This window comes from Streptomyces hypolithicus (genome assembly GCF_052934925.1).
Map to the genome: position 1 here is coordinate 944,270 of NZ_CM128811.1, position 24,489 is coordinate 968,758.

At 71.1% G+C, this 24,489-nt stretch carries 22 protein-coding genes and 1 pseudogene; 8 read left to right on the plus strand and 15 right to left on the minus strand.

The window, feature by feature from the left end; all coding sequences use genetic code 11:
* Positions 1–36 precede the first annotated feature (36 nt).
* The 5 genes from ACU6WZ_RS04520 to ACU6WZ_RS04540 all read right to left on the minus strand — a co-directional run bounded on the left by ACU6WZ_RS04520 (position 37) and on the right by ACU6WZ_RS04540 (position 5,505).
* Positions 37–720, minus strand: coding sequence for a response regulator (locus ACU6WZ_RS04520; RefSeq protein WP_447031811.1), 684 nt, complete (start codon positions 718–720; stop codon positions 37–39).
* Between the two features lie 59 nt (positions 721–779).
* On the minus strand, positions 780–3,320 hold the full coding sequence (locus ACU6WZ_RS04525; RefSeq protein WP_447031812.1) for an ATP-binding protein: 2,541 nt from the start codon (positions 3,318–3,320) through the stop codon (positions 780–782).
* 277 nt (positions 3,321–3,597) lie between these two features.
* Positions 3,598–4,371 (minus strand): DUF3710 domain-containing protein, encoded by a 774-nt coding sequence (locus ACU6WZ_RS04530; RefSeq protein ID WP_447031813.1) that lies wholly within the window; start codon positions 4,369–4,371, stop codon positions 3,598–3,600.
* Position 4,372: 1 nt separating this feature from the next.
* The gene (gene dut, locus ACU6WZ_RS04535) at positions 4,373–4,888 is read right to left on the minus strand and encodes a dUTP diphosphatase (RefSeq protein WP_447031814.1); all 516 of its coding nucleotides are present in this window, start codon (positions 4,886–4,888) and stop codon (positions 4,373–4,375) included.
* On the minus strand, positions 4,885–5,505 hold the full coding sequence (locus tag ACU6WZ_RS04540; protein WP_447031815.1) for a PaaI family thioesterase: 621 nt from the start codon (positions 5,503–5,505) through the stop codon (positions 4,885–4,887). The genes dut and ACU6WZ_RS04540 overlap by 4 nt, the downstream gene beginning before the upstream one ends.
* Positions 5,506–5,563: 58 nt before the next feature.
* On the opposite strand from ACU6WZ_RS04540, the gene ACU6WZ_RS04545 reads away from it, so the two are divergent.
* The gene (locus ACU6WZ_RS04545; protein WP_447031816.1) at positions 5,564–6,040 is read left to right on the plus strand and encodes a DUF3093 domain-containing protein; all 477 of its coding nucleotides are present in this window, start codon (positions 5,564–5,566) and stop codon (positions 6,038–6,040) included.
* A 25-nt stretch (positions 6,041–6,065) separates the two neighbouring features.
* Here the strand turns inward: ACU6WZ_RS04545 and ACU6WZ_RS04550 are convergent, their stop codons facing one another.
* The 4 genes from ACU6WZ_RS04550 to ACU6WZ_RS04565 all read right to left on the minus strand — a co-directional run bounded on the left by ACU6WZ_RS04550 (position 6,066) and on the right by ACU6WZ_RS04565 (position 9,541).
* Positions 6,066–6,929, minus strand: a complete 864-nt coding sequence (locus ACU6WZ_RS04550; RefSeq protein ID WP_447031817.1) for a hypothetical protein — start codon at positions 6,927–6,929, stop codon at positions 6,066–6,068.
* A gap of 12 nt (positions 6,930–6,941) precedes the next feature.
* Positions 6,942–7,238 (minus strand): DUF4193 domain-containing protein, encoded by a 297-nt coding sequence (locus tag ACU6WZ_RS04555; protein WP_447031818.1) that lies wholly within the window; start codon positions 7,236–7,238, stop codon positions 6,942–6,944.
* Between the two features lie 389 nt (positions 7,239–7,627).
* Positions 7,628–8,881: a sensor histidine kinase gene (locus tag ACU6WZ_RS04560; protein ID WP_447031819.1), complete on the minus strand. Its 1,254-nt coding sequence runs from the start codon at positions 8,879–8,881 to the stop codon at positions 7,628–7,630.
* A gap of 6 nt (positions 8,882–8,887) precedes the next feature.
* Positions 8,888–9,541: a response regulator transcription factor gene (locus tag ACU6WZ_RS04565; protein WP_447033852.1), complete on the minus strand. Its 654-nt coding sequence runs from the start codon at positions 9,539–9,541 to the stop codon at positions 8,888–8,890.
* A 309-nt stretch (positions 9,542–9,850) separates the two neighbouring features.
* Here ACU6WZ_RS04565 and ACU6WZ_RS04570 point away from each other — a divergent pair, with 309 nt between their 5' ends.
* Positions 9,851–10,024, plus strand: a complete 174-nt coding sequence (locus ACU6WZ_RS04570; protein WP_447031820.1) for a hypothetical protein — start codon at positions 9,851–9,853, stop codon at positions 10,022–10,024.
* Positions 10,025–10,235: 211 nt separating this feature from the next.
* On the opposite strand, the gene ACU6WZ_RS04575 is transcribed toward ACU6WZ_RS04570, so the two are convergent.
* The 3 genes from ACU6WZ_RS04575 to ACU6WZ_RS04585 form a co-directional block, all read right to left on the minus strand.
* Positions 10,236–11,663, minus strand: coding sequence for an IS1182 family transposase (locus ACU6WZ_RS04575; protein ID WP_447033827.1), 1,428 nt, complete (start codon positions 11,661–11,663; stop codon positions 10,236–10,238).
* 359 nt (positions 11,664–12,022) lie between these two features.
* The gene (locus ACU6WZ_RS04580; RefSeq protein ID WP_447031822.1) at positions 12,023–12,826 is read right to left on the minus strand and encodes an inositol monophosphatase family protein; all 804 of its coding nucleotides are present in this window, start codon (positions 12,824–12,826) and stop codon (positions 12,023–12,025) included.
* Between the two features lie 55 nt (positions 12,827–12,881).
* The gene (locus tag ACU6WZ_RS04585) at positions 12,882–14,015 is read right to left on the minus strand and encodes a ferrochelatase (RefSeq protein WP_447031823.1); all 1,134 of its coding nucleotides are present in this window, start codon (positions 14,013–14,015) and stop codon (positions 12,882–12,884) included.
* 114 nt (positions 14,016–14,129) lie between these two features.
* Between ACU6WZ_RS04585 and ACU6WZ_RS04590 the strand changes: the two genes are divergently transcribed.
* Together ACU6WZ_RS04590 and ACU6WZ_RS04595 are read left to right on the plus strand one after the other, a co-directional pair.
* Complete coding sequence (locus tag ACU6WZ_RS04590; RefSeq protein WP_447031824.1) at positions 14,130–15,377, plus strand: MFS transporter; 1,248 nt, start codon at positions 14,130–14,132, stop codon at positions 15,375–15,377.
* A complete protein-coding gene (locus ACU6WZ_RS04595; protein ID WP_447031825.1) occupies positions 15,337–16,653 on the plus strand; it encodes a D-arabinono-1,4-lactone oxidase in 1,317 nt (438 codons plus the stop codon). The genes ACU6WZ_RS04590 and ACU6WZ_RS04595 overlap by 41 nt, the downstream gene beginning before the upstream one ends.
* Before the next feature lie 243 nt (positions 16,654–16,896).
* Here ACU6WZ_RS04595 and ACU6WZ_RS04600 read toward each other — a convergent pair whose 3' ends face one another.
* On the minus strand, positions 16,897–17,790 hold the full coding sequence (locus tag ACU6WZ_RS04600) for a hypothetical protein (RefSeq protein WP_447033853.1): 894 nt from the start codon (positions 17,788–17,790) through the stop codon (positions 16,897–16,899).
* Between the two features lie 431 nt (positions 17,791–18,221).
* On the opposite strand from ACU6WZ_RS04600, the gene sepH reads away from it, so the two are divergent.
* Entirely contained in the window at positions 18,222–19,295 is a 1,074-nt protein-coding gene (sepH, locus tag ACU6WZ_RS04605; protein WP_447031826.1) for a septation protein SepH, read from the plus strand.
* Positions 19,296–19,369: 74 nt separating this feature from the next.
* Here sepH and ACU6WZ_RS04610 read toward each other — a convergent pair whose 3' ends face one another.
* A complete protein-coding gene (locus ACU6WZ_RS04610; protein WP_447031827.1) occupies positions 19,370–20,215 on the minus strand; it encodes a sulfurtransferase in 846 nt (281 codons plus the stop codon).
* Positions 20,216–20,454: 239 nt separating this feature from the next.
* Between ACU6WZ_RS04610 and ACU6WZ_RS04615 the strand changes: the two genes are divergently transcribed.
* Together ACU6WZ_RS04615 and ACU6WZ_RS04620 are read left to right on the plus strand one after the other, a co-directional pair.
* Complete coding sequence (locus ACU6WZ_RS04615) at positions 20,455–21,231, plus strand: VOC family protein (RefSeq protein WP_447031828.1); 777 nt, start codon at positions 20,455–20,457, stop codon at positions 21,229–21,231.
* A 475-nt stretch (positions 21,232–21,706) separates the two neighbouring features.
* Positions 21,707–23,163 (plus strand): annotated as a pseudogene (locus tag ACU6WZ_RS04620) (NF041680 family putative transposase).
* A 128-nt stretch (positions 23,164–23,291) separates the two neighbouring features.
* On the opposite strand, the gene ACU6WZ_RS04625 reads toward ACU6WZ_RS04620, so the two are convergent.
* Positions 23,292–23,717, minus strand: a complete 426-nt coding sequence (locus tag ACU6WZ_RS04625) for a DUF3291 domain-containing protein (RefSeq protein WP_447031829.1) — start codon at positions 23,715–23,717, stop codon at positions 23,292–23,294.
* 86 nt (positions 23,718–23,803) lie between these two features.
* Between ACU6WZ_RS04625 and ACU6WZ_RS04630 the strand changes: the two genes are divergently transcribed.
* Entirely contained in the window at positions 23,804–24,424 is a 621-nt protein-coding gene (locus tag ACU6WZ_RS04630) for a MerR family transcriptional regulator (RefSeq protein WP_447031830.1), read from the plus strand.
* Positions 24,425–24,489 lie beyond the last annotated feature (65 nt).

The window sequence follows — 24,489 nt, forward strand, 5'->3', positions numbered from 1 at the left end:
CGCTCGGCGATCACCGCTCGCAGCACCGTTCCCGCGTCACCGCTCGAAGCGGTATCCCATGCCGGCCTCGGTGACGAAGTGCTGGGGATGCGAGGGGTCGGCCTCCAGCTTGCGGCGCAGCTGGGCCATGTAGACCCGCAGGTAGTTCGTCTCGGTGCCGTACGAGGGCCCCCAGACCTCCTGGAGGAGCTGCTTCTGGCTGACGAGGCGGCCGGTGTTGCGTACGAGCACCTCCAGGAGGTGCCATTCGGTGGGCGTAAGCCGTACGTCCCTGCCGTCGCGGTGCACCTTCTTCGCGGCCAGGTCGACGGTGAAGCCGCCCGCTTCCACCAGCACGTCGTCCTCGGCGGCGCCGGCCGGCTCGGCCCTGCGCACCGAGGCGCGGAGTCTGGCCAGCAGCTCGTCCATGCCGAAGGGCTTGGTGACGTAGTCGTCGGCCCCGGCGTCGAGTGCCTCGACCTTCTCGTCGGAGCTGTGGCGTGCGGAGAGCACCAGGATGGGTACGCGGGTCCAGCCGCGCAGCCCCCTGATGACGTCCACGCCGTCCATGTCGGGCAGGCCGAGGTCGAGGACGACCACGTCGGGGTGGCGGGCGGCGGCGAGCTGGAGCGCGGTGGCGCCGTCGTGGGCGGCGTCCACTTCGTACTTGCGTGCCTTCAGATTGATCACGAGGGCGCGTACGATCTGCGGCTCGTCGTCGACCACGAGCACCCGTGTCATGGGATGCCTGCCTTTCTGCGGGACCTGCGGAACAAGAGCGGGGTTTGCGGGGGCCGGCGTCACGAGGTGACCTTGTCGAGGTCGGGGCGTACCGGGGCGTGGCCGGGGACCGCCCTGAGCGTGAGGACCATGGTCATGCCGCCGCCCGGGGTGTCTTCGGCGGTCAGCGTGCCCCCCATGGACTCGACGAAGCCGCGGGCGACGGCGAGTCCGAGGCCCACTCCGGCTCCGCGGGGGGCGTCTCCGTAGCGCTGGAACGGCTCGAAGATCCGTTCCTTCGCGTCGTCGGGCACACCGGGGCCGCGGTCCGTCACGCGCAGCTCGACCCGGTCGCCGAGCGCGCTCGCGGCGACGGAGACGGGGGTGGCGCCGGGGCTGTACTTGACGGCGTTCTCCACGATGTTGGCGACGGCGCGCTCCAGCAGACCGCGGTCGACGTCGACCATCGGCAATGTCTCGGGGATGTCGAGGCCGACGCTTTCGGCGGGTACGCCGACGAGCGCCATCGGCACGACCTCGTCGAGGTCGGTCTCGCGGAAGAGCGGTGTGACGGTGCCGGTCTGCAGCCTGGACATGTCGAGAAGGTTGCCGACGAGGTGGTCGAGTCGGTCGGCGGCGTCCTCGATGCCTTCGAGCAGCTCGGCCTGGTCTGCCTCCGACCAGGCCACGTCGTCGGCGCGCAGCGAGGTGACGGCGGCCTTGATGGCGGCCAGTGGGGTGCGCAGGTCGTGGCTGACGGCGGCGAGCAGGGCGGTGCGGATGCGGTTGCCCTCGGCGAGTTTGCGGGCGCCCTCGGCCTCGCCGACGAGGCGCTGCCGGTCGAGTACGACGGCGGCCTGAGCGGCGAAGGCGCCGAGCACGCGGCGGTCCTCGGCGGGCAGGACCCGGCCGGAGAGGGCGAGCGCCATGTGGTCTCCGACCGGCATGTCCACGTCGGCGTCCTCGGGTCGCACGGGCGCACCGGGTCCGACGCTGCCGGCGCAGGTCCAGGGGTCTACGTCGCTCGCGCGTTCCAGGAGGGCCACGGACTCCATGGCGAAGGTCTCGCGGACCCGCTCCAGGAGGGCGTCCAGGGCGGTCTCGCCGCGCAGGACGCTGCCGGCCAGGAAGGACAGGATCTCGGATTCGGCGCGCAGCCGGGCGGCCTGGTGGGTGCGGCGTGCGGCGAGGTCCACCACGGAGGCGACCGAGACGGCCACCGCGAAGAAGATCACGATGGCGACGAGGTTCTCGGGGTCGTAGATCGTCAGGGTGTGGGTGGGCGGGGTGAAGTAGTAGTTCAGCAGGAGCGAGCCGACGGCGGCCGAGGCGAGGGCGGGTTTCAGGCCGCCGAGCAGGGCGGAGGCGACGGTCAGGAAGAGGAAGAGCAGGACGTCGTTGGCGAGCCCCGGGCCGTTCTCCATCGCGGTGAGCAGCAGTGACAGCAGGACGGGCGCGGCCACGCCGACCAGCCACCCGGCCACGAGCCGGGCGCGGCCCAGGCGGGTGGCGCGGGCGACGGGCAGGCCCCGGCCCTTGGCGACGTGTTCGTGGGTGACGATGTGGACATCGAGGTCGGGGCCGGAGTCGCGGGCTACGGTGGCGCCGACACCGGGGCCGAAGACGTATTGCCAGGCCTTGCGGCGGCTGGAGCCGAGCACGATCTGGGTGGCGTTGACGCCGCGCGCGAACTCCAGCAGGGCGGTGGGTACGTCGTCGCCGATGACGTGGTGGAAGGTGCCGCCGAGGTCTTCGACGAGGGTGCGCTGTACGGCGAGTTCCTTGGGCGAGGCCGAGGTCAGGCCGTCGCTGCGGGCGATGTAGACGGCGAGGATCTCGCTGCCGGAGCCCTTGGCAGCCATGCGTGAGGCGCGGCGGATGAGGGTACGGCCCTCCGGTCCGCCGGTGAGACCGACGACGATGCGCTCGCGGGCTTGCCAGGTGGAGCGGATGTTGTGCTCGCCGCGGTACTGCTGGAGGTATTCATCGACGCGGTCGGCGACCCACAGCAGCGCCAACTCGCGCAGCGCGGTGAGGTTGCCGGGGCGGAAGTAGTTGGACAGCGCCGCGTCGACCTTGTCGGGCTTGTAGATGTTGCCGTGGGCCATGCGGCGGTGCAGCGCCTGGGGCGACATGTCGACGAGCTCGATCTGGTCGGCGCGGCGTACGACCTCGTCGGGGACCGTCTCGCGCTGCCGTACGCCGGTGATCGACTCGACAACGTCGCCGAGCGACTCCAGGTGCTGGATGTTGACCGTGGATATGACGTCGATGCCGGCCTGGAGCAGTTCTTCGACGTCCTGCCAGCGCTTGGCGTTGCGGGTGCCGGGGACGTTGGTGTGGGGCAGTTCGTCGACGAAGGCGACGGCGGGACGGCGTTCGAGTACCGCGTCGACGTCCATCTCGGTGAAGACCGTGCCGCGGTAGTCGATCTCGCGGCGCTGGATCTGCTCCAGGCCGTGCAGCATCACTTCGGTGCGTGGCCGGTCGTAGTGCTCGACGAAGGCGACGACGCAGTCGGTGCCGCGCTCGACCCGGCGGTGGGCCTCGGAGAGCATGGCGTACGTCTTGCCGACGCCCGGCGCCGCACCGAGGTAGATCCGAAGTTTGCCGCGTCCCATGGCCTCGTTGTCTTCCCGACAGCCGTCGCGGCCCGGTGGGGCCACTCTGGTGAAGCTACAGTGCCAAATTCCGACAAAGGGGACGGGCGGCGGCGGCAAGCGTGTATTGACGGAACTCTGATGCCCCGCTCGGGGGTGTCAGGCGTGGTCAGGCGCGTGGTGCTCAGGCCGGGCGCACGTATGGTCGCGGGCCGCCCGGCCCACAATGACCGGCGGCCCGGGACGATCCGTACGCGACGGATCGACCCGGGCCGCAGCGGTCCGCGTCTCTGGGAGGTCAGCGCACCTCGGTGATCTCGGGGCCGCGCTGGAGCTGCCCCATCCCGCCGGAGAAGCGCGAGCCCTCCTGCGGCTCCTGCTGTACGCCGTCGGGCACCATCTGCGCGTCGTCCGGCAGCTTGAGGACGATCGGATCGCGCGGCGCCATCGGGCCCTCGCCGCGCACGACCACGGTGTCCTGGAAGATCTGCTCCAGCACCCCCGCGGTCTCGGGCTGCACCGCGCCCTGCCCGGAGATCACTCCCCGCAGGAACCAGCGCGGCCCGTCGACACCGACGAAACGCACCATCTGCACGCCGCCGGTGCCGTCCGGCAGCTGTACGGGTACCTGGGCCCGCAGCTCCCAGCCCAGCGGACCCTCGACCTCGTCGATGACACCGCCCTGCTGGGTGATGCCCGAAGCGATCTCCTCTCGGACCTCGCCCCAGATGCCTTCCTTCTTGGGGGCCGCGAAAGCCTGAAGCTGGACCGCGCTGTCGCGCAGCACGACCGTCGCAGCGACGATCGCGTCACCCGCCACCTCGACCCGCAGCTCCATGCCCTCGACTCCCGGCACGAACACGCCGCCGAGGTCCACCCGGCCTTCGCCGGGCTCCCTGACCTCGGACACGTCCCACGGACCGTCCGGCCGGGGCGCGGGCGGCAGGTTCGACCTGCGAGCCGATCCCTCGCCGTCCGCTCCGTCGGGCTCGACGTTGTCGACGACCTGCTCGGCCTCGCCCGCCACGTCCGCGTCGTCGGCGGCACCGCTCTTCTTGCGACGTCCGAACACGTCACTGTCCTTCCCGGTCGGATACGACCGATGCGTATCGATTCCCACCCGCCCGGCCGTCCACGGCGGCATGACCGCCGGTGGACCCGAAGCCCCCCTCGGCCCGCGCCGAGCCGGGAAGCTCCGCCACCTCGTGGAAGCGCACCTTCTCGACCTGCTGGACAACCAGTTGGGCAATCCGGTCGAAGCGCTCGAACCGCACGCTCTCGCGCGGGTCGAGATTGACCACGATCACCTTGATTTCCCCACGGTACCCGGCATCCACCGTCCCTGGGGCATTCACAAGGGCGACTCCGCACCGGGCGGCCAGGCCGGATCGCGGGTGCACGAAGGCCGCGTACCCGTCCGGGAGCGCCACGGACACCCCGGTGGGGAGCACCGCCCGCTCGCCCGGGGCCAGTTCGGCGGCCTCGGTGGTGACCAGGTCGACGCCCGCGTCGCCCGGATGTGCGTACGAAGGGAGCCGGACCTCGGGATCGATCCGGCGGATCAGCACATCGACGGGGCTACGGGTCACGGGTTCACCTCGAAGGCGCGGGCACGCCTGACCTGGTCGGTGTCGGCCATCGCCGCCCGGATCTCCTCCGGGCGTCCGTTGTCGATGAAGTGGTCGACCTTGACTTCGATGAAGAGGGCGTCGGCACGTACCGCGACCGGCCCGTCGGGGCCACCGATCCGGCCCGTCGCCGAGGAGTAGATCTTGCGGCCGTGCACCGCGGTGACCTCGGCGTCGAGGTGCAGGACGGTGTCCACCGGGACGGGGCGTACGAAGTCGGTCTCCAGCCGGCCCGTCACCGCGATCACCCGCAGCAGCCAGCCCAGGGAGCCCAGCGTCTCGTCGAGCGCCGTCGCCAGTACGCCGCCGTGGGCGAGCCCGGGGGCACCCTGGTGTGCGGGTCGGACGGTGAACTCGGCACTGACCCGGACCCCGTCGCCTGCCCGTGCCTGGAGGTGCAGCCCGTGGGGCTGGCCTCCGCCGCAACCGAAGCAGTGCTCGTAGTGCGCGCCGAGGAGCTCTCCGGGCGGCGGTGCGTCGGGGTGGCGGACCGGGGCGGTGGCGCCGGCCGGGGGCCTGAGGGCCGAAGACCCGGCCGCGCGTCCGGGGGCAGGCCGCTGGGGGTTCGCTGTACTCACAGGCGCAGACCTTACCCGCGCGGGTACGCGCAGGTCGCACCGTGCCAAGCTTGGCCGCATGCAGCCTTCAGCCCCGCAGTACGCAGAACGCCTGACCGCTCCCCGTTCCTGGTGGATCATCGCCGGGCTCGTCGGCATCGCGGGCGGGCTCATCCTGCTGCCGCTGGGCCTGCTGGCGATGCTCGGCGGACTGATCGGCGCCGCTGCGGCGGCCGCCGCCGGGGTGAGCGCGTACGGCTCCCCCCAGGTCCGGGTTCTCGGGGGAGCGCTGATCGCCGGTGACGCCCGCGTCCCGGTCTCCGCACTCGGCGACGCCGAGGTGCTGGACGCCGAGGAGGCGCGCGCCTGGCGGTCCTACAAGGCCGATCCGCGCGCCCACATGCTGCTGCGCAGCTACATCCCCCGGGCGCTGCGGGTGAAGGTCACCGACCCGGACGACCCGACGCCGTACCTCTACCTCTCCACCCGCGACCCCGAGGGCCTGGCGGCCGCCCTGACGGCCGCCGTACGGGCGGACCAGTCGGGCACCCCCTGAGACCGAGCGGTCCAGGGCGACCGGTCTAGCTTCCCAGCTCCTTGTGCACGGGGCCCGGCCCTTCCAGGGGCTGATGCGGCTGCTCCAGGGGCGGCAGCTCGGGGAGCGCGTCCCAGGGGATCTGGGCGGCGCGCAGGTCCTTGCGGATGCGGTCGGCGAGACGTCTGGTGTCGCGCCGGTTCATCACGGCGCCGACGGCGGCTCCGACCATGAACGGCATCAGGTTCGGCAGGTTGCGGACCATGCGTTTCATGATCTGCTGCCGGAGCTGGCGCTTCATCTGGGTGCCGAGGGCGGTGTTGTAGGTGCCCGGTTTCGTCACGTCGATACCGCGCTCCTGGGACCAGGAGTTGAGGTAGGCGGTGCTGCGCTGGGGCAGCCCGCCGGGCGGCCGCAGGCCGTAGACCTCGTACAGCTCCGCGATGAGCTTCAGCTCGATCGCGGCGACGCCGGTGATCTCGGCTGCCAGTTCGGCCGGCATCGCCGGAGGGACGGGCATCATGGCGGCCGCGCCGACGCCCGCGCCCACGGCGGAGGTGCCGTTGGCCGCACCCGCGACCAGCTTGTCGGCGATCTGCTCCGGGCCGAGGCCCGGGAAGTGCCTGCGCAGGGCCGCCAGGTCGCGTACGGGAACGCGCGGGGCGATCTCGATGACGCGGTCGGCTACGTAACCGATCCCGGCCTTCGCTCCGTCGCGGCCCCTGCGTACGCCCTGCCTGACCGCCGCGAGGCGCCGGGCCCGTGCCGTGGGCCCGTCCGCCGGTTCGAGCGAGGCCGGCAGGCCCCGCTCGTCGTCACGTGCGCCCACGGCCGCGCTCACGCCGTGCGGCGCCTCCGGGGAGTCCTTCCTCCGGAAGCGCTTCTTCCTGGACGGTGTCGCGCCTGCCACGGCCGGCCCCGCCTAGTCGCAGTCGCGGCAGATCGGCTGACCGTTCTTCTCCTTGGCCAGCTGGCTGCGGTGGTGCACGAGGAAGCAGCTCATGCAGGTGAACTCGTCGGCCTGCTTCGGCAGGACCCGGACGGCGAGCTCTTCGTTGGAAAGGTCGGCGCCGGGCAGTTCAAGCCCCTCCGCCGCCTCGAATTCGTCCACGTCAACGGCCGATGCCGTCTTGTCGCTCCGGCGTGCCTTGAGCTCTTCAAGGCTGTCCTGGTCGACGTCGTCATCGGTCTTGCGTGGGGTGTCGTAATCCGTTGCCACTGTCGCTCTCCCCCTCTGGGTAGTTGCGGTGTCTCAGCGCCGTAACGCGTGAGAGGCCGGACTTGTGCCCGACCTGAGGCGGAGATTTTGCCTCACATCAAGGTCTGTTACTCAATCGACACCCAACCGATCTCCCGTCGGGTGATCGGTTGGGATGGCGATCGGACCGTACACGGTCCGAATGTCGCACTTCACGAGCGCCACCTCGTGTACTTCCCGTTATCCCACCCCCAGGAAACCCGGACTTTCCCGGCTTTCCTGGGGCTGGATGATCACGGAGAGTGGAGGGCCGGAAGTCCGCCCATGTGATCGATCACACACGACACTCTCGGGAGCAGGTCCCGAAAATTGCGCTTAAAGCGAACAGCCGGACGACTTCACGAAACGTCTCAGATCGGAAGAGTGACACGCATCACGAGGCCGCCGCCCTCGCGGGGCTCCGCGATGATACGGCCTCCGTGGGCCCTCGCGACGCTGCGCGCGATGGACAGGCCGAGACCCACACCCTTGTCGCTGCCCGTTCGCTCCGTGCGCAGGCGCCTGAACGGCTCGAAGAGGTTGTCGATCTCGTACGCGGGAACCACTGGACCCGTGTTCGAGACCACAAGGAATGCCTGCCCTTGCCTGCTCTCGGTGGTGACCTCGACCCATCCGTCCCGGGGCCCGTCGTCGGGAACGTTGTGGCGCACGGCGTTCTGCACCAGGTTCAACGCGATCCGCTCCAGCAGTACGCCGTTGCCCTGCACGACGGCGGGCGCCCGCTCACCGCGGATCTCCACGCCCTTGGCCGCGGCCTCGCCGTGCGCCTGGTCGATGGCGCGGGATGCGACCTCGGCCAGGTCCACCGGCTTGCGCTCGACGATCTGGTTGTCGCTGCGGGCGAGCAGCAGCAGGCCCTCCACGAGCTGCTCACTGCGCTCGTTGGTGGCCAGCAGCGTCTTGCCGAGCTGCTGGAGCTCGGGGGGCGCGCCCGGGTCCGAGAGGTGGACCTCCAGCAGCGTCCGGTTGATGGCGAGCGGGGTGCGCAGCTCGTGAGACGCGTTGCCGACGAAGCGCTGCTGCGCGGTGAACGCCCGCTCCAGCCGGTCGAGCATGTCGTCGAAGGTGTCCGCGAGCTCCTTGAGCTCGTCGTCCGGGCCGTCCAGCTCGATTCGCCGGGACAGGTCCGTGCCGGCCACCCGGCGGGCCGTACGGGTGATCCTGCCGAGCGGCGACAGGACGCGTCCGGCCATCGCGTACCCGAAGGCGAAGGCGATGATGCTGAGCCCGAGCAGGGCGAGCAGCGAACGGCTGAGCAGCTGGTCGAGCGCGTGCCGGCGCTGGTCGTCGAAACAGGCGTTCATGGCCGCGTTGAACTGGTCGGGCGAGGCGTTCCTGGGCAGGTCGCGCAGGTCGCACACCGTGCTCTCGACCTCGCCGCTCACGATCTTGAACGGCAGGTCGCTCCCGACCGCCAGGGCCTGGGCGGCCAGCAGGTAGATGATCGAGAGGAGCAGGATGCCGGCGATCAGGAACATCCCGCCGTACAGCAGCGTCAGACGTATCCGGATCGTCGGGCGCAGCCACGGGAAGGCCGGTTCGTGTTCGCGCGGGTCCCAGGTCGGTTTGGGGGGCGCCGTCGGTGGCGCCGGGGTGTGGGGCATGGGCCGTCAGATCCGGTAGCCGGAGCCGGGCACGGTCACGATGACCGCCGGCTCGCCCAGCTTGCGGCGCAGCGTCATCACCGTGACGCGCACGACGTTCGTGAACGGGTCGGTGTTCTCGTCCCACGCCTTTTCGAGCAGCTGCTCGGCCGAGACGACGGCGCCCTCGCTGCGCATCAGCACCTCCAGCACCGCGAACTCCTTCGGCGCCAGCTGGACCTCCAGGCCGTCGCGGAAGACCTCGCGGCGGTTGGGGTCCAGTTTGATGCCGGAACGCTCCAGGACGGGCGGCAGTGCGACGGTCGTACGGCGCCCGAGGGCGCGTACCCGCGCGGTCAGCTCGCTGAAGGCGAAGGGCTTGGGGAGGTAGTCGTCGGCGCCGATCTCCAGGCCTTCCACCCGGTCGCTGACGTCACCGGAAGCGGTGAGCATCAGGACGCGGGTGGGCATGCCAAGTTCGACGATCTTGCGGCAGACGTCGTCGCCGTGGACCAGCGGGAGGTCGCGGTCGAGGACGACGACGTCGTAGTCGTTGACCCCGATGCGCTCCAGGGCGGCCGCGCCGTCGTACACGACGTCGACGGCCATGGCCTCCCGGCGCAGTCCGGTGGCCACCGCATCGGCGAGCAGCTGCTCGTCCTCGACGACGAGTACGCGCACGTCGTAGTCCTTCCGCTGATTGCCCATGCGGGCAGGTGTGTCCCGTGAATGTGTGCTGCCATCCTGCCCCTTTCGGCCATAAACCGGCGGTAAGGCGAGGGGTACGCGGACGAGTGCGCGGTGGTCGCAGGGCCGGGGCGGACGGGGCGGACGGGGAATTCCATGATTTCCGGACCGGTTGAGGTTTTCCCGAGGCGGCGTGCGGGGATGACGACTGCACACTCGCGATCACGCCCTGTCTTCGGCATGTCACGTGATCAATCACCCTCGGCACACCGTGCCACCGACCCATGACGAGGGGGCGCACCCATGGACGCATTCACCGCAGGCCTGCTGCAGCGCATAAAGGCCACGGAATCCGGCCTCACGATGGCTCGTGAGACGGGCGACGACTTCCTGGCGGACGTGGAGCAGGCGGAGCTGGACGACCTGCACCGTCTCGCCGCGGAGCACGGCGTGCGGGTGGACCCCGCACACGCCTGAACCCTGCCGGGGCTCCGCACACGCGTGACCCTGCCGGGGCTCCGGCCCCGGTCCTCGCTCGCCGGGCTAGGAGCGTGGGTCAGTAACGAGCAGGCGGCCGGGTGGTCGGGTCGGCGGGATCGGTCACAGTCGCCCGGTCGGTGTCGGCTGGCCCGAGGCTGGGGTCTCCTGGGCCTCGGGATGGTCCAGAGGAGGGCCTGGGCCGGGCCGGTCACCCGGTCGCCGCGGCGAGTCCGGTGGCCGTGGTGTGCCGGAAGATCTTGCGGAGGTTGTGGCAGGCTGCGAGCAGTCGCCACTCTCCGCGGGCGCCGTCTTCGCCGCGGAGCATGAGCTGGCGGCCGTTCTGGCAGGTCATGATCTGGCCGAAGACGGGTTCGACGATGGCTTTTCGGCGGCGGTAGGCGGCTTTGCCGGGTTTGGTCCGCAGTTTGCGGGCCATGCGTTCCTTCAGCGTGGCGTTCGCCGGGATGCGTCCGCGTGGTGCGGGCGGGACCTGTTCGTCGTGGGCGAGGCGGCCGGTGGCCATGAACGTGTCGGTGCCGCAGGTGAGTTGGCGGTCTTTCGCGGCCTGGAGGTTGGTCTCGGAGCAGTATCCCGCGTCGACCAGTGCCTGCTTGGGGTGGATGCCGGTGTTCTGGGCGGACTGGTTGAGCATCGTGGTGTAGTTCAGCGTGTCCGCGGCGTTGGTCGTCACGTCGGCGGCGGTGATGACCTGGTGTTCGGCGTCGACGACGGCCTGGGCGTTGTAGGCCTGGATGTAGGCGCCGTCGCTGTTCTTCATGATCCGTGAGTCGGGGTCGGTGAAGTTGGCCTGCGCCTTCGGCTTGGGACGGGCTTTCGCGGCGGCCTGCTGCCCGGCGTCGGTGACGGCCTGTTCGTCGTCGGTGCCGGCGCGATCCTGCCTGCGGCGTTCCTTGTCCTCGGCGTGGCGGCGGGCCTTCTCAGCAGCCTCGGCTTCGATCTGGGCGCGGGCGGCCTGGAGCCGGGCGAGTCGCTTCTCGCGGCGGTCCAGCTCGGCGGGCAGGTCCACGTCCTTGCCGTCGGCGCCGAAGATCCGGTCCTCGGCGGTGTCGGTGGACTCGGCGTCGGCCAGCAACGCGGCGGCCTTGGACTCCAGTTCGGCGATCTCGGCTTCGATCCGCTCCTCCTTGTCGATCAGTCGGGAGTAGCTCATCGCCTTGTGTCTGGAGGCGCTGGCCTCCAGCTTCGTGCCGTCCAGCGCGACCCGGCCCATCCTGACCATGCCCAGCTTCTGCGCCAGGTGCAGTGACTGCGTGAACAGGTCCGCGAGCGCGTCCAGGTGGCGGCGGCGGAACCGTGAGATCGACCGGAAGTCCGGCGCCTGGTCGGCGGCCAGGAACCGGAACGCGATGTCATCCACGCACTTGCGCTCGATCGCCCGCGAGGACCGGATGCCGGTGGTGTAGCCGTAGATGAGCAGGCGCACCATCAGGCGCGGATCGTAGGGCGGGAAGCCGCGCTTCTCGGTGTAGCCGGCCAGGACCGGCCCCAGATCCAGCACGTCGTCGACCAGGTCGGCGACGAACCGGGCCAGGTGCCCCTCGGGCAGCCAGTGGTCCAGCGACGGTGGCAGCAGCAGGACCTGGTGCGGGTCGAACGCCCGGAACCGCTTGTCCACCGCCGCTGGATGACCCTGCGGCTGCTTCTTCTCGACCGGCTCGACCTCAAACAGTCCATCCCCACCACGCATACGGACATCATTCCTTACGAATGATCACGAACCGAAGGCGGGTTGCCGGTTACTGACCCACGCTCCTAGGTGGCTAGGTCGTGTTTTAGAAGTCCCGTCTGTCTCGCGTGGTCTGGCACTTCCCCAAGGTCCCGGCCCCGCTCGACCAGGGGAGACCCCATCCTCGCCGCGTTGCCGAAATGCCCTAGTAGCTCCGCTACGAGACCATCCCGGCGCCTTGCGATCGCACGCCCCAGACCACGCGAGACCCGCCCTCCGGGCGGACGACGCTACTTCTAAAACACTCCCTAGTCGTGCCAGGCGCCGAGTTCCTCCAGGAGGTTCTGGAGCGGCTCGAAGACACCCGGCGCCGCAGCCACCGTCAGCTCGCCCGACGGCCGGTCGCCCGGCCGCCCGCCTGTCAGCGCTCCCGCCTCCCTGGCGATGAGGTCCCCCGCCGCCAGGTCCCACGGGCTGAGCCCCCGCTCGTAGTAGCCGTCCAGCCGGCCGGCGGCCACATCGCTCAGGTCGATCGCCGCCGACCCGCTGCGCCGGATGTCCCGCAGACGCGGGATCAGCCGCTGGGCGACGTCCGCCTGGTGGGTGCGGACCGTGGCGACGTAGTTGAACCCGGTGGACACCAGTGCCTGGTCCAGCGGCGGGGCCACCGGCCGCGCCCGCAGCGGGGTCTGGCCGGCGTACGCGCCGCCGCCGCGCACCGCGTGATACGTCTCGCCCCGCATCGGCGCCGCCACGACGCCCACCAGCGTCTCGCCGTCGCGCTCGGCCGCGATGGACACCGCCCAGGTGGGCAGGCCGTACAGGTAGTTCACGGTGCCGTCGAGCGGGTCGATCACCCAGCGGATCCCGCTGGTCCCTTCGGTGCTCGCGCCTTCCTCGCCCAGGACCCCGTCCTCGGGGCGGAAGTCGGCGAGATAGCCGGTGATCAGTTTCTCCGCGGCGATGTCCATCTCGGTGACGACATCGATCGGACTCGACTTGGTGGCCGCCACTCCCAGGTCGGCCGGCCGGCCGTCGCGCAGCAGCGCGCCTGCCCGCCGGGCGGCCTCCAGGGCGATGTCGAGCAGCTCGGACATGAGGGGATCGGTCACGGCTCTCCTTGGACGCAAGGGTTGGACGCAAGGGTTGGACGCAGGGGTCGGACGGTCAGGGCGCGTACGGGCTGTCGGCGCCCGCCGCCGCGGGCTTCGCCGACCTGGCGGGGCAGCAGCCGACCGGGCAGACGTCGTGGCTCGGGCCGAGCGCCCCCAGCGCGCACCGCTCACCCGCCTGCCCCCGCTCGGCCGCCGCCCGCTCCAGCAGCAGCTCCCGCACGGCGGCGGCGAAGCGCGGGTCAGCGCCGACCGTCGCGGACCGGCGTACGGGCAGGCCGAGTTCGGCGGCCTTGGCGGTGGCCTCGGTGTCGAGGTCGTACAGGACCTCCATGTGGTCCGAGACGAAACCGATCGGCACCATCACGACGGCGGGGACGCCGGCGGTGTGCACTTCCTCCAGGTGGTCGCAGATGTCGGGTTCCAGCCACGGAATGTGCGGGGCGCCGCTGCGCGACTGGTAGACGAGCTGCCAGGGATGCTCGGCACCGGTCTCCTCGCGGACGGCCTCGGCGATCAGCCGGGCGACGTCCAGGTGCTGGGCGACGTACGCGCCCCCGTCGCCGTGGCCCCGCGCCGGGCCGGAGGTGTCGGCCGACGCGGTCGGGATGGAGTGCGTGGTGAAGGCGAGGTGCGCCCCCGCCCGTACGCCGGGGTCGAGTTCCGCGAGGGACTTCAGTACGCCGTCGATCATCGGGCGTACGAAACCCGGGTGGTTGAAGTAGTGCCGCAGCTTGTCGACACGCGGCGGCTCGATCCCTTCGGCCGCCAGCGTCGCGAGCGCCTCGGCGAGATTCTCCCGGTACTGACGGCAGCCGGAGTACGAGGCATACGCGCTGGTGGCGAGGACCGCGATGCGGCGGTGGCCGTCCGCAGCCATGTCGCGGAGGGTGTCGACCAGGTACGGCGCCCAGTTGCGGTTGCCCCAGTACACCGGGAGGCTGCTCAGAGCGTGCTCGGCGAAGTCCTTGCGCAGCGCGTCGAGAAACGAACGGTTCTGCTCGTTGATGGGGCTGACCCCGCCGAACAGGAAGTAGTGCTGCCCCACCTCCTTGAGCCGCTCCTTGGGGATGCCCCGGCCGCGGGTGACGTTCTCCAGGAACGGCACCACGTCGTCCGGGCCTTCGGGGCCGCCGAACGAGAGCAGCAGCAGGGCGTCGTAAGGGGCTGGACCACGCTGATCAGGCATACGTCCGATCCTGCCACCCGCACCCGGCGGCCGGAAAGCGAGGTCCGCGGTGCGGCGCGGCGCCGCGCGGCCGTAATCTGTAACGACCATCTACAGGTCTTACCGGAGTCCCCCTTGCCCAGTCCTTACCGCGCGATCTTCGCTGCCCCAGGCACCAAGGGGTTCTCGGCCGCGGGCCTGTTCGGCCGGATGCCGCTGTCCATGATGGGCATCGGCATCGTCACCATGATTTCGCAGCTCACGGGCCGTTACGGGCTCGCGGGCGCGCTGTCGGCCACCCTCGCGATGGCCGCCGCCGTCGTCGGACCGCGGATCTCGCGCCTCGTCGACCAGTACGGTCAGCGCCGCGTCCTGCGCCCGGCCACCGTGGTCGCGGTCTCGGCGGTCGCGGGGCTGCTGGTCTGCGCCCAACAGGGCGCCCCCGACTGGACGTTGTTCGTCTTCGCGGCGGGGGCGGGCTGTGTGCCGAGCGTCGGCTCGATGGTCCGGGCCCGCTGGGCCGAGATCTACCGGGGCTCGCCGCGCGAACTGCACACCGCGTATTCCTGGGAGTCCATCGCCGACGAACTCTGCTTCATCTTCGGCCCGATCATCTCCATCGGGCTCTCGACCGCGTGGTTCCCCGAGGCGGGGCCGCTGCTCGCCGCGGTCTTCCTGGTCGTCGGCGTGTACTGGCTCACCGCGCAGCGGGCCACCGAGCCCGCCGCGCACCCCCGTGACCAGCACACCGGCGGCTCCGCACTGCGCTCGCCGGGGCTCCAGGTGCTCTTCGCCACGTTCGTCGCGACCGGCGCGATCTTCGGCGCGGTCGACGTGGTGACGGTGGCCTTCGCAGAGGAGCAGGGCCACAAGGCGGCGGCCAGTCTCGTCCTCGCCGTGTACGCGCTGGGCTCCTGCATCGCCGGAGCGGTCTTCGGCCTGCTCCACCTCAAGGGCCGCGCGTCCACCAGGTGGCTGGTGGGCGTCTGCGCGATGTCCGTGAGTATGATCCCCCTCCAACTGGCCGGGAACCTTCCCTTCCTGGCCGTGGCGCTCTTTGTCGCGGGCCTGTCCATCGCGCCGACGATGGTCACCACCATGGCCCTCGTCGAGCAGCACGTACCGCGCACCAAACTGACCGAAGGCATGACCTGGACCAGCACCGGGCTCGCCATCGGCATCGCGCTCGGTTCATCGGCCGCAGGCTGGGTGGTCGACGCGGCGGGGGCGCAGACGGCGTACGTGGTGCCGACAGCGGCGGGAGTTCTCGCGGCCGTGGTGGCGTTCCTGGGCTACCGCCGGCTCAGCGGGCCGGCACCGACTCGGGGAGGGCGCGGGACAGATGGCCACCACATCCAGGACGGCGAGCAGCACGTGGCGTAACTGGGCGGGGAATGTCACCGCCCGACCGGTGCGGGAGGTGACACCGGCCTCGGCGGAGGAACTCGCCGAGGCGGTACGCCGGGCGGCCGAGGACGGCCTGCGGGTGAAGCCGGTCGGCGCGGGCCACTCGTTCACCGCCGCGGCGGCGACCGACGGCCTGCTGATACGCCCCGACCTGCTGACCGGCATCCGGGCGATCGACCGTGCCGCCGGGACCGTCACGGTGGAAGCGGGCACGGGGCTCAGGCGTCTGAACGTGGCCCTGGCCAGGGAGGGCCTGTCGCTCACGAACATGGGCGACATCATGGAACAGACGGTGGCCGGCGCGACCAGCACGGGCACCCACGGCACGGGCCGCGACTCGGCCTCGACGGCCGCCCAGATCCGCGCCCTCGAACTGGTTCTGGCGGACGGCTCGCTGCTGACCTGCTCGGAGAAGGAGAATCCCGAGATCTTCGCGGCAGCCCGCCTCGGGCTCGGCGCGCTGGGAGTGGTCACCGCCATCACCTTCGCGGTGGAGCCGGTCTTCCTGCTGACGGCCCGTGAGGAGCCGATGACCTTCGACCGGGTCACGGCGGACTTCGAGGCGCTGCATGCCGAGAACGAGCACTTCGAGTTCTACTGGTTCCCCCACACGGGCAACTGCAACACCAAGCGCAACAACCGCAGCGCGGGCCCCGCTGCTCCGCCCGGAAGGGTCAGCGGCTGGATCGAGGACGAACTCCTGTCCAACGGCCTGTTCCAGGTCGTGTGCTCGGTGGGCAGGGCCCTGCCCCTGGCCGTCCCCGCCCTCGCGAGGCTCTCCAGCCGGGCGCTGTCGGCCCGTACGTACACCGACATCCCGTACAAGGTCTTCACCAGCCCGCGCCGCGTGCGCTTCATGGAGATGGAGTACGCGGTGCCGCGCGAGGCGGCGGTGGCGGCACTTCGCGAGGTGAAGGCGCTGGTGGAGCGCTCGCCGTTGCGGATCGGCTTCCCGGTGGAGGTACGGACGGCGCCGGCGGACGACATCACGCTGTCCACGGCGTCGGGCAGGGACACGGCGTACATCGCGGTGCACCTGTACCGGGGCACGCCCTACCAGGCGTACTTCACCGCCGTGGAGCGCGTCATGACCGCGCACGGCGGCCGGCCGCACTGGGGCAAGGTGCACACCCGCGACGCGGAGTACCTGGCGGGGGTGTACCCGCGCTTCGCGGAGTTCACGGCGCTGCGGGACCGGCTGGACCCGGGGCGCGTCTTCGCCAACGACTACCTGCGGCGCGTCCTAGCTTGATCTTTAACCTCCGGATTCGAACAGCTCCGACCAGCCCTTCCTGCCGCACGAGCAGGCTCCGCAGCACAGTCGGAAATCTAAGCAAGTCGGGACAAACGGTGCGCATGCTGGTTCCGTGAAGCCGACTTGCGGTCGTGTTCGAGCGGCGAGGTTAAATCTCAAGCTCAGCTTAGCTAGGGGCGCAGGAGGGCGCTGAGGGTCTTGGCCGGCGAACAGCCCCGCAGGGCTCCGCCGCCGCACTTCTCAGGGGGCCGGGCTCTCGCCCTCCGCCCCCTCCCCGTCGGCGTCGCCACCCGAAGCCGGGCTGTCGCCGCCCGCACTCCCGGACGGCTTCGGGGTCGGGGTCGGGGGCGGCGTCGGCGTCGCTTCGGGGGTGGAGCCGCCGCCGTCAGTCGGGGGCGGCGTGTCGCCAGGTTCGGGCGACACGGCGCCACCGGAACCCGCACCCGTGCGGGGGCTGTCCTCGGAGCCCTCTCCCGGGCTTTGCTCGCCGTTCGTCCCGGAACCCGGTGGCGTCACCGAGTCACCGCCCGGCGACTCCCCCGGCGCCTGAGACGGCGATGACGGCTTCTGCTCGCCGCCACCACCGCCGCCGCCGCCCCGGAGCACATTGCCCACCGTGCTGCCGCTGCTCCCACTGAGGTCGGCCCCCGAGGCCAGCTCGTACGTCGTGATCCCACCCATCGCCACGGCGAAGACGACACCCGCGGCGATCGCGGACCGCTTCCACCCGCGCTTCCATGCCCGCGCCCGCGTGCGGTGCGTGGTGGCCTCGCCGAACTCCTCGTTGGAGAGGTCCGTCGGCACGGCGACGGTACGCAGCACCCGCGTCCTGGTCGCACCCTCGGTCTCCTGCACCGGCCGCGCCGGCACCTGCCGCCCCCGCGGCTTCGCGTGGACCGTCACCTCGCGGATCTGCTCCCCGGTGCGCCGGAAGACGTGCTGGAAGAGCGTGCCGCCGCTGGTCGCCACGACGCTGACCACGCCCGCGCCGATGACCGTCCCGTACACGCCCAGCTTCGACGCCAGCACCGCCGCGACGATCGCGGCGACCGCGCTGCCCGAGACCTGAGCCACACTCAGGTCGATGCGCGGCCTCTTCGGCTCCTCTGCCTCTTGCTCCGGCTTCTCGTCCATATGCAGCCTCTGATCACCCATCTGGTCCACCTTGCACCAGGAAGAGACTTTTGGGCGAAGTGAATGGTTCCGATTCCGGGGATTGTGTGAAGCAGGACACGTCCGGGGCCCCGAACCGGTGAACCCCACCCGCTCAACTCCCGCACCCGGAGACAACTTCAGTGGCGCGCCGGTCCACCCTCATGGCCCGAATGGAGTACTGTGGCGAGCCCTGGGTCCGGCCTCCAGCGCGGGCATCCGCCACCCAAAGTGACGAGTCGGTCACGTTGGGTGGTCAACCGATAACCGTGCCACACCGGCGATCCAGGGCTGATGCCCGACACGCCGGGCAACTCGGCAAGGTTGTGGCGGGCCGCACCGGGCAGGCCACACTCGACTAGCGGTAAGCAGCGACGCACGTGACGTCGGCAGGCACCACCCGGGAGGTTCCCATGCCCGAACTGCGTGTCGTGGCCGTCTCCAACGACGGCACACGACTGGTGCTGAAGGCTGCTGACAGCACGGAGTACACGCTTCCGATCGACGAGCGGCTGCGCGCCGCCGTGCGCAACGACCGCGCCCGCCTCGGCCAGATCGAGATCGAGGTGGAGAGCCACCTCCGCCCTCGCGACATCCAGGCCCGTATACGCGCCGGCGCCTCCGCCGAGGAGGTCGCCCAGCACGCGGGCATCCCGGTGGACCGGGTACGCCGCTTCGAAGGCCCCGTGCTCGCCGAGCGCGCCTTCATGGCCGAGCGCGCCAGGAAGACTCCGGTGCGCCGCCCCGGCGAGAACACCGGGACCGGCCCGCAGCTCGGCGAGGCCGTGCAGGAGCGGCTGCTGCTGCGCGGCGCCGACAAGGAGGCCGTGCTCTGGGACTCCTGGCGGCGCGACGACGGCACCTGGGAAGTGCTGCTCGTCTACCGCGTCGCGGGCGAACCGCACTCCGCGAGCTGGACCTACGACCCGCCCCGGCGGCTCGTGCAGGCCGTGGACGACGAGGCGCGGGCGCTCATCGGCGAGAGCGACGACACCGCGATGTCGGCCCCGCCGGAGCCGAGCTTCCCGTTCGTACCGCGCATCGCCCGGCTGCCACGGGACCGGCCGCTGGACCGCGCGCTCGACAGACAGCTCGACCGGCAGCCGGAGCGGCCCGCCGTGCCCGCGCCCGAGCCGGTGGAGAGCACCGGCAGTGAGCGGGATTCGCTGACCAGCCTGCTGGAGGCGGTGCCGAGTTTCCGCGGCGACATGGTGGTGCCCGAGCGGCTCGCGCTGCCGGCGGAGCCTTCGACGACCGAGCCGGACGGCGCGCAGGATCCCGCCGAGGCCGAGGAGCCGGCCGCGTCCGGCGCGGGTGCGGCGTACGCCGATGTGCTCATGCCGCGCGCGGTCGCCGGTCACCGCGACCGGCTCACGGGCACGACGGACCGTCAGGCCGAGGCCGACGGGGTGCGTCCCGGGCGGCGGGCGGCTGTGCCGAGCTGGGACGAGATCGTGTTCGGTACGCGCCGCAAGAAGCAGGACTAGACACGTTGCGCGCGGGGGCCCGTACGGATGGCGTACGGGCCCCTGCCCATGGGGAGTTGTTCCGCCCGCTCCGCTTACTCGGCCTGCTCCGCCTGGTCCGCGCCCCCGCCGGTGGCCACCGGACGGGACGCGTCGGCGGACCACTCCGACCACGAACCCGCGTACAGCGCCGCCGGAATGCCGGCGACCTCCAGGGCCAGCACCTGATGGGCGGCGGACACGCCCGAGCCGCAGTAGACCCCGACCGCCGTGGCCTCGCCGGCGCCGAGCGCCCTGAAGCGGGCCGCCAGTTCGGCGGCGGGGAGCAGACGACCGTCGGGCGCCACGTTCTGGGTGGTCGGCGCGCTGACCGCGCCCGGGATGTGGCCGGCGACCGGGTCGATCGGCTCGACCTCGCCCCGGTACCGCTCCCCCGCCCGCGCGTCGAGCAGCAGTCCGCTGCGGGCCAGTTCGGCGGCGCCGTCGGCGTCGAGCAGCGCCGCCGCGCCGGGAACGGGCACGAAGTCACCGGCGGCCGGTGCCGGGACGCCGGCTTCGAGCGGGCCCTCCCACGCGGCGAGGCCGCCGTCCAGGACCCGGACATCGGGGTGACCCGTCCAGCGCAGCAGCCACCAGGCTCTGGCGGCACCCCAGCCCTTCGCGGCGTCGTACACGACGACGGGGGTGTCCCGGCGGACGCCCGCCCTGCGCATCACCGCGCCGAACGCCTCGACGTCGGGGAGCGGGTGGCGGCCCCCGGAGCCGGGCGGAGCGGCCAGTTCGGCGTCGAGGTCGACGAAGACGGCTCCGGGGATGTGCCCCGACTCATAGGCGGGGCGCCCGTGCGGGCCGCCCAGTTCGTAGCGGACGTCCAGGAGTACCGGCGGCCGGGGGCCCGCGGACTCGCTCACGAGCTCGACTGCGGTGATGGTGGCGTTCATGGGTGCCATCCTCGCGCAGCGGCCGGTGCGGTCGGCACCGCAGGACAGCCTCGGAAACAATCCGGAAACGGACAGAGGATGTCATTTCCGGCGTTCTCCTGCGAGAAGGCCCGGCGCGCGGCGCGGCCGGGGCGCGCGCCACCACAGGTGGTGCAAGCATCTGCACGGGCGTGCCCCCTTTTCCGGCGGCTCGCCCGGTTCCCGCACGACCACCCCGATGGTCCGAGGAGATAGCGACGATGACCGAGGCAGCGACCCCGCGGCAGACGCCCGGTGCGCCCTGCTGGGTGAGCCTGATGGTGCACGGCCTGACCACCACCCAGGACTTCTACGGAGCGCTGTTCGGCTGGGAGTTCCGCCCCGGCCCGCAGCAGCTCGGGCCGTACGTACGCGCTCTGCTCGACGGCAAGGAGGTCGCCGGCATCGGACAGCTGCCGCCGGACCGGCATCTGCCCATCGCGTGGACCCCGTATTTCGCCACCGAGGACGCCGACGTCACGGCGGACGCGGTCCGCAGTTACGGCGGGACCGTCGGCGTGGGCCCGCTCGACGCGGGGAACGCCGGCCGGATGGCGATCGCCTCCGATCCGGCGGGCGCCGTCTTCGGAATCTGGCAGGCCGGGGAGCATACGGGCACGGCGCTCGCCGGAACCCCTGGCACGCCCGTCTGGAACGAGCTGGTGACGCGGGAGAGCGCGACGGTCGGCAAGTTCTACGCCGCGCTCTTCGGCTACGAGGCGCAGGCGGCCGCCGACGGCCCGGACCAGCTGACCCTGCGCCTCGCCGGCCGGCCCGTCGCATCGGTGCGCGGCGTGGGCCGGGCGCTGCCGCGCGACCGGGGGCCGCACTGGATGACGTACTTCGAGGTCGAGGACCCCGGCGCGTCGGCCGGCCTCGTCACGGAACTGGGCGGCCAGGTGCTGGTGGCCCCCGAGGAGCGGGCCGGTGGCCGGGCGGCGACGGTCGCCGACCCGGAGGGCGCCGTGTTCACGGTCGTACGGACCGCCGAAGGCTAGCTTGAGCTTTTACCTCGCCGCTCGAACACGACCGCAAGTCGGCTTCACGGAACCAGCATGCGCACCTTTTGTCCCGACTTGCTTAGATCTCCGACTGTGCTGCGGAGCCTGCTCGTGCGGCAGGAAGGGCTGGTCGGAGCTGTTCGAATCCGGAGGTTAAATCTCAAGCTAGGGGGTGTCTGACAATTCCCCGTGGGTCAAGGAGCGGCGTCCGGTGCGTGCGATCGCAAGGCGCCGGACAGTCCTCGTAGCGGAGCTACCAGGACTTTTCGGCAACGCTGCCAGCGTGCGTGCCGGGCGTCGCGACGCCGCGGGGAATTGTCAGACACCCCCTAGCTTGATCTTTAACCTCGTAGGTCGAACGGCTCCTCGTACTTGATTACTCGGATTGGCAACGGCCGTACGTGGGGGCGGCCTTCGGCTGAGCATGTGATCCGACCAAGGAACACACAAGCTCAGCACGAAGGCCGTGGGGATGAGTCTGTTGCATCACGCTGTCCGTCAGGATCCGTTTGCGGAACTGTCACGCTTCCGGGGTGCGTTCTACTCCTGTCTGGCGAGGCGTGCGGATGCGTTGTTCGAGCTGGCGGATGCGGTGTTGTGTGCGGATGGTCCGGTCCGGTCGTTGGTGGAGCTGTCGCTGGTGGGTGAACACCGTCGCGGGCACGGTGGGCTCTACGACGCGCTGGCCGCGGGGCGGGTCGATGTGGCCCGGCTGCGGTGGGCCCTGGCCGCGGTGCCATTGCCGCGGGCGGCTGACGGCCGGCTGGTCCTGGCTGCCGATATCACCTGCTGGCTGCGGCCCAGTGCGCACACCTCACCGCAGCGGATCCTGTGCCACACCTACGGACGGGGCAAGGACCAGCACATTCCGGTTCCCGGCTGGCCGTACTCGGTGATCTGCGCGCTGGAAACGGGCCGCAGTTCGTGGACCGCACCGCTGGACGCGCTGCGTCTGGCTCCCGGAGACGATGCCGCGACCGTCACGGCCGGCAGATGCGCGAGCTGATCGAGCGGCTGATCACCGCAGGGCAGTGGAAACAAGGCGACCCGGAGATCCTGATCGTGGTGGATGCCGGATACGACGTGCCCCGCCTGGCCTTCCTGCTGAAGGATCTGCCGGTGCAGGTGCTGGGCCGGATGCGCTCGGACCGCGTCCTGCGCCGGGCTGCCCCGCCCCGCGAGCCCGGCGTCCGGGGCCGCCCGCCCCGCCACGGAGGCGAGTTCGTCTTCGGGGACCCGGCCACCTGGAACACCCCGGACGCGCACACGGTGACCGAGACCCGCCTCTACGGCACCGCAGTCGCCCGCGCCTGGGACCGGCTCCACCCAAGGCTGACTCACCGCTCGGCCTGGACTGCCCAGTTGGGCTCCCTCCCGATGATCGAGGGCACCGTGATCCGTCTGCAGGTCGACCACCTGCCCAGCGGCGCGACCCCGAAGCCCGTCTGGCTGTGGTGGTCGGGCACCGACGCAACCACAACCGACGTCGACATGCTGTGGCAGGCATTCCTGCGGCGCTTCGACATCGAGCACACCTTCCGCCTGTTCAAGCAGACGCTGGGCTGGACCTGCCCCAAGATCCGCACCCCGGAGGCGGCAGACCGCTGGACCTGGCTGATCCTCGCGGTCTTCACCCAGCTCCGTCTCGCACGCCCGCTGGCAGCCGACCTCCGGCGGCCGTGGGAGAAACCGAGCCCGCCCGACAGGCTCACTCCCGCCCGGGTCCGCCGCGCTTTTCGGCACCTCCGCCCGCAGACTGCCTGTCCGGCCCAGGCACCGAAACCCTCCCGCCCCGGACCGGGACGGCCACCGGGCCGCAAAAACACCCGCCCCACCCCACGCCACGACGTGCACACCGTCCGCAAACCAGGCACAGCGAAACAGAGACAGAAGAAGTCAACGGCCCCACGACCACGCCGCACAGGTTAAAGATCAAGCTAGGACAGGCCAGCAGTCAGGGGGAGCGGGCGCGACGCCGCTCCCCCTGACTGCCGGTCGGCCCAAAGCGTTGAACCCGGCCCGGGGGCGGGGGAGTCCCCGGGCCGGGGGTTCATGGGTCAGCGAGGGGCGCCCTCGCCGTTCGCGGCGTTCGAGCGCGCCTGGTCCTCGATGCGCCGCTTGGCGTCCTTCCAGGAGATCGGCAGCTCCGCCACCGGAACCTCCCAGAAGGTGAACGTCGACTCACTCATGACGGAGCGCAGCCCGGTCATGATGCTCTTGTGGGGCTCGGCCTTCGCGTACGTGTAGAGGGCTTCCTTGTCCTCCCAGGCGGAAAGGGTGAAGAAGACCCCCTTCAGCAGCTGCGCCTCCAGGGAGGCCCCGAGCGCCCCGGGCGCCTTGCGTACCTGGCGCCAGGCGGAGAGCGACTTCAGGAAGAAGCGCGGAACGTCCTTGGCGGACCTCACGTCGAGACGGGAGGCCATGACGAACGCGGTGGTGTCGGGCCGGGCCGGGTTCGGCGTGGTCCAGGGAAGAGTCGGCACGGTATCCTCGCATCCACAGTTGGTGAGTGGCAGTATCTATATTAGACAGTAGTGCTGCCCAATTGCCAGTGGGAAGCGGGACCAGGGTGAGAATCAGCGAGTTGAGCCGCCGCAGCGGTGTGTCCACGGCGACGATCAAGTACTACCTGCGCGAGGGGCTGCTGCCGCCCGGGCGCGCCACCGCGCAGACCCAGGCCGAGTACGGAGAGCCGCATGTGCGCCGGCTGAGACTGATCCGCGCCCTCATCGGGGCCCGGGGTCTGACCGTCAGTGCCACCAAGGACGTTCTCGACACCATCTCCGAGGTCGAGACGGACACCCACGAACTCCTCGGCCTCGTCTTCGGCGTGTCGCCGGCCGGCGGCGTCAAGGACAGCGCCGGCGAGCAGGACCATTCCGATGTGGGGGCGCTCGTGGCGGAGATGGGCTGGAAGGTCACCGAGCACAATCCCGCCCGCCATGTCATAACCCAGACCCTGGAGACCCTGCGCTCGCTCGGCATGAACTACGACTGGCACGACCTCATCCCCTACGCCGAACTCGCCGAGAAGACGGCCGCCCTGGATCTCGACCAGCTCCAGGGCCCCGACGACCCGCTGGAGAAGGCCGAGCGGGCGGTGCTGCTGACCTTCATCCTGGAGCCCGCGCTGCTCGCGCTGCGGCGGCTCGCCCAGGAAGCCGAGTCGACGATCCGCCACCGCGGCTGACCGCACCTTCGCCGGCGCCCATTCGACCACGGGAACGCGGATGCGTACGTGAGTGATCAGTACTC

Excerpts from the sequence above, each read along its gene's own strand:
- ACU6WZ_RS04520 (WP_447031811.1), bottom strand. The coding sequence starts at position 720 with ATGACACGGGTGCTCGTGGTCGACGACGAGCCGCAGATCGTACGCGCC.
- ACU6WZ_RS04525 (WP_447031812.1), bottom strand. The coding sequence starts at position 3,320 with ATGGGACGCGGCAAACTTCGGATCTACCTCGGTGCGGCGCCGGGCGTC.
- ACU6WZ_RS04545 (WP_447031816.1), top strand. The coding sequence starts at position 5,564 with ATGCAGCCTTCAGCCCCGCAGTACGCAGAACGCCTGACCGCTCCCCGT.
- ACU6WZ_RS04560 (WP_447031819.1), bottom strand. The coding sequence starts at position 8,881 with ATGCCCCACACCCCGGCGCCACCGACGGCGCCCCCCAAACCGACCTGG.
- ACU6WZ_RS04570 (WP_447031820.1), top strand. The coding sequence starts at position 9,851 with ATGGACGCATTCACCGCAGGCCTGCTGCAGCGCATAAAGGCCACGGAA.
- ACU6WZ_RS04585 (WP_447031823.1), bottom strand. The coding sequence starts at position 14,015 with ATGCCTGATCAGCGTGGTCCAGCCCCTTACGACGCCCTGCTGCTGCTC.
- ACU6WZ_RS04595 (WP_447031825.1), top strand. The coding sequence starts at position 15,337 with ATGGCCACCACATCCAGGACGGCGAGCAGCACGTGGCGTAACTGGGCG.
- ACU6WZ_RS04600 (WP_447033853.1), bottom strand. The coding sequence starts at position 17,790 with ATGGACGAGAAGCCGGAGCAAGAGGCAGAGGAGCCGAAGAGGCCGCGC.
- sepH (WP_447031826.1), top strand. The coding sequence starts at position 18,222 with ATGCCCGAACTGCGTGTCGTGGCCGTCTCCAACGACGGCACACGACTG.
- ACU6WZ_RS04610 (WP_447031827.1), bottom strand. The coding sequence starts at position 20,215 with ATGAACGCCACCATCACCGCAGTCGAGCTCGTGAGCGAGTCCGCGGGC.
- ACU6WZ_RS04615 (WP_447031828.1), top strand. The coding sequence starts at position 20,455 with ATGACCGAGGCAGCGACCCCGCGGCAGACGCCCGGTGCGCCCTGCTGG.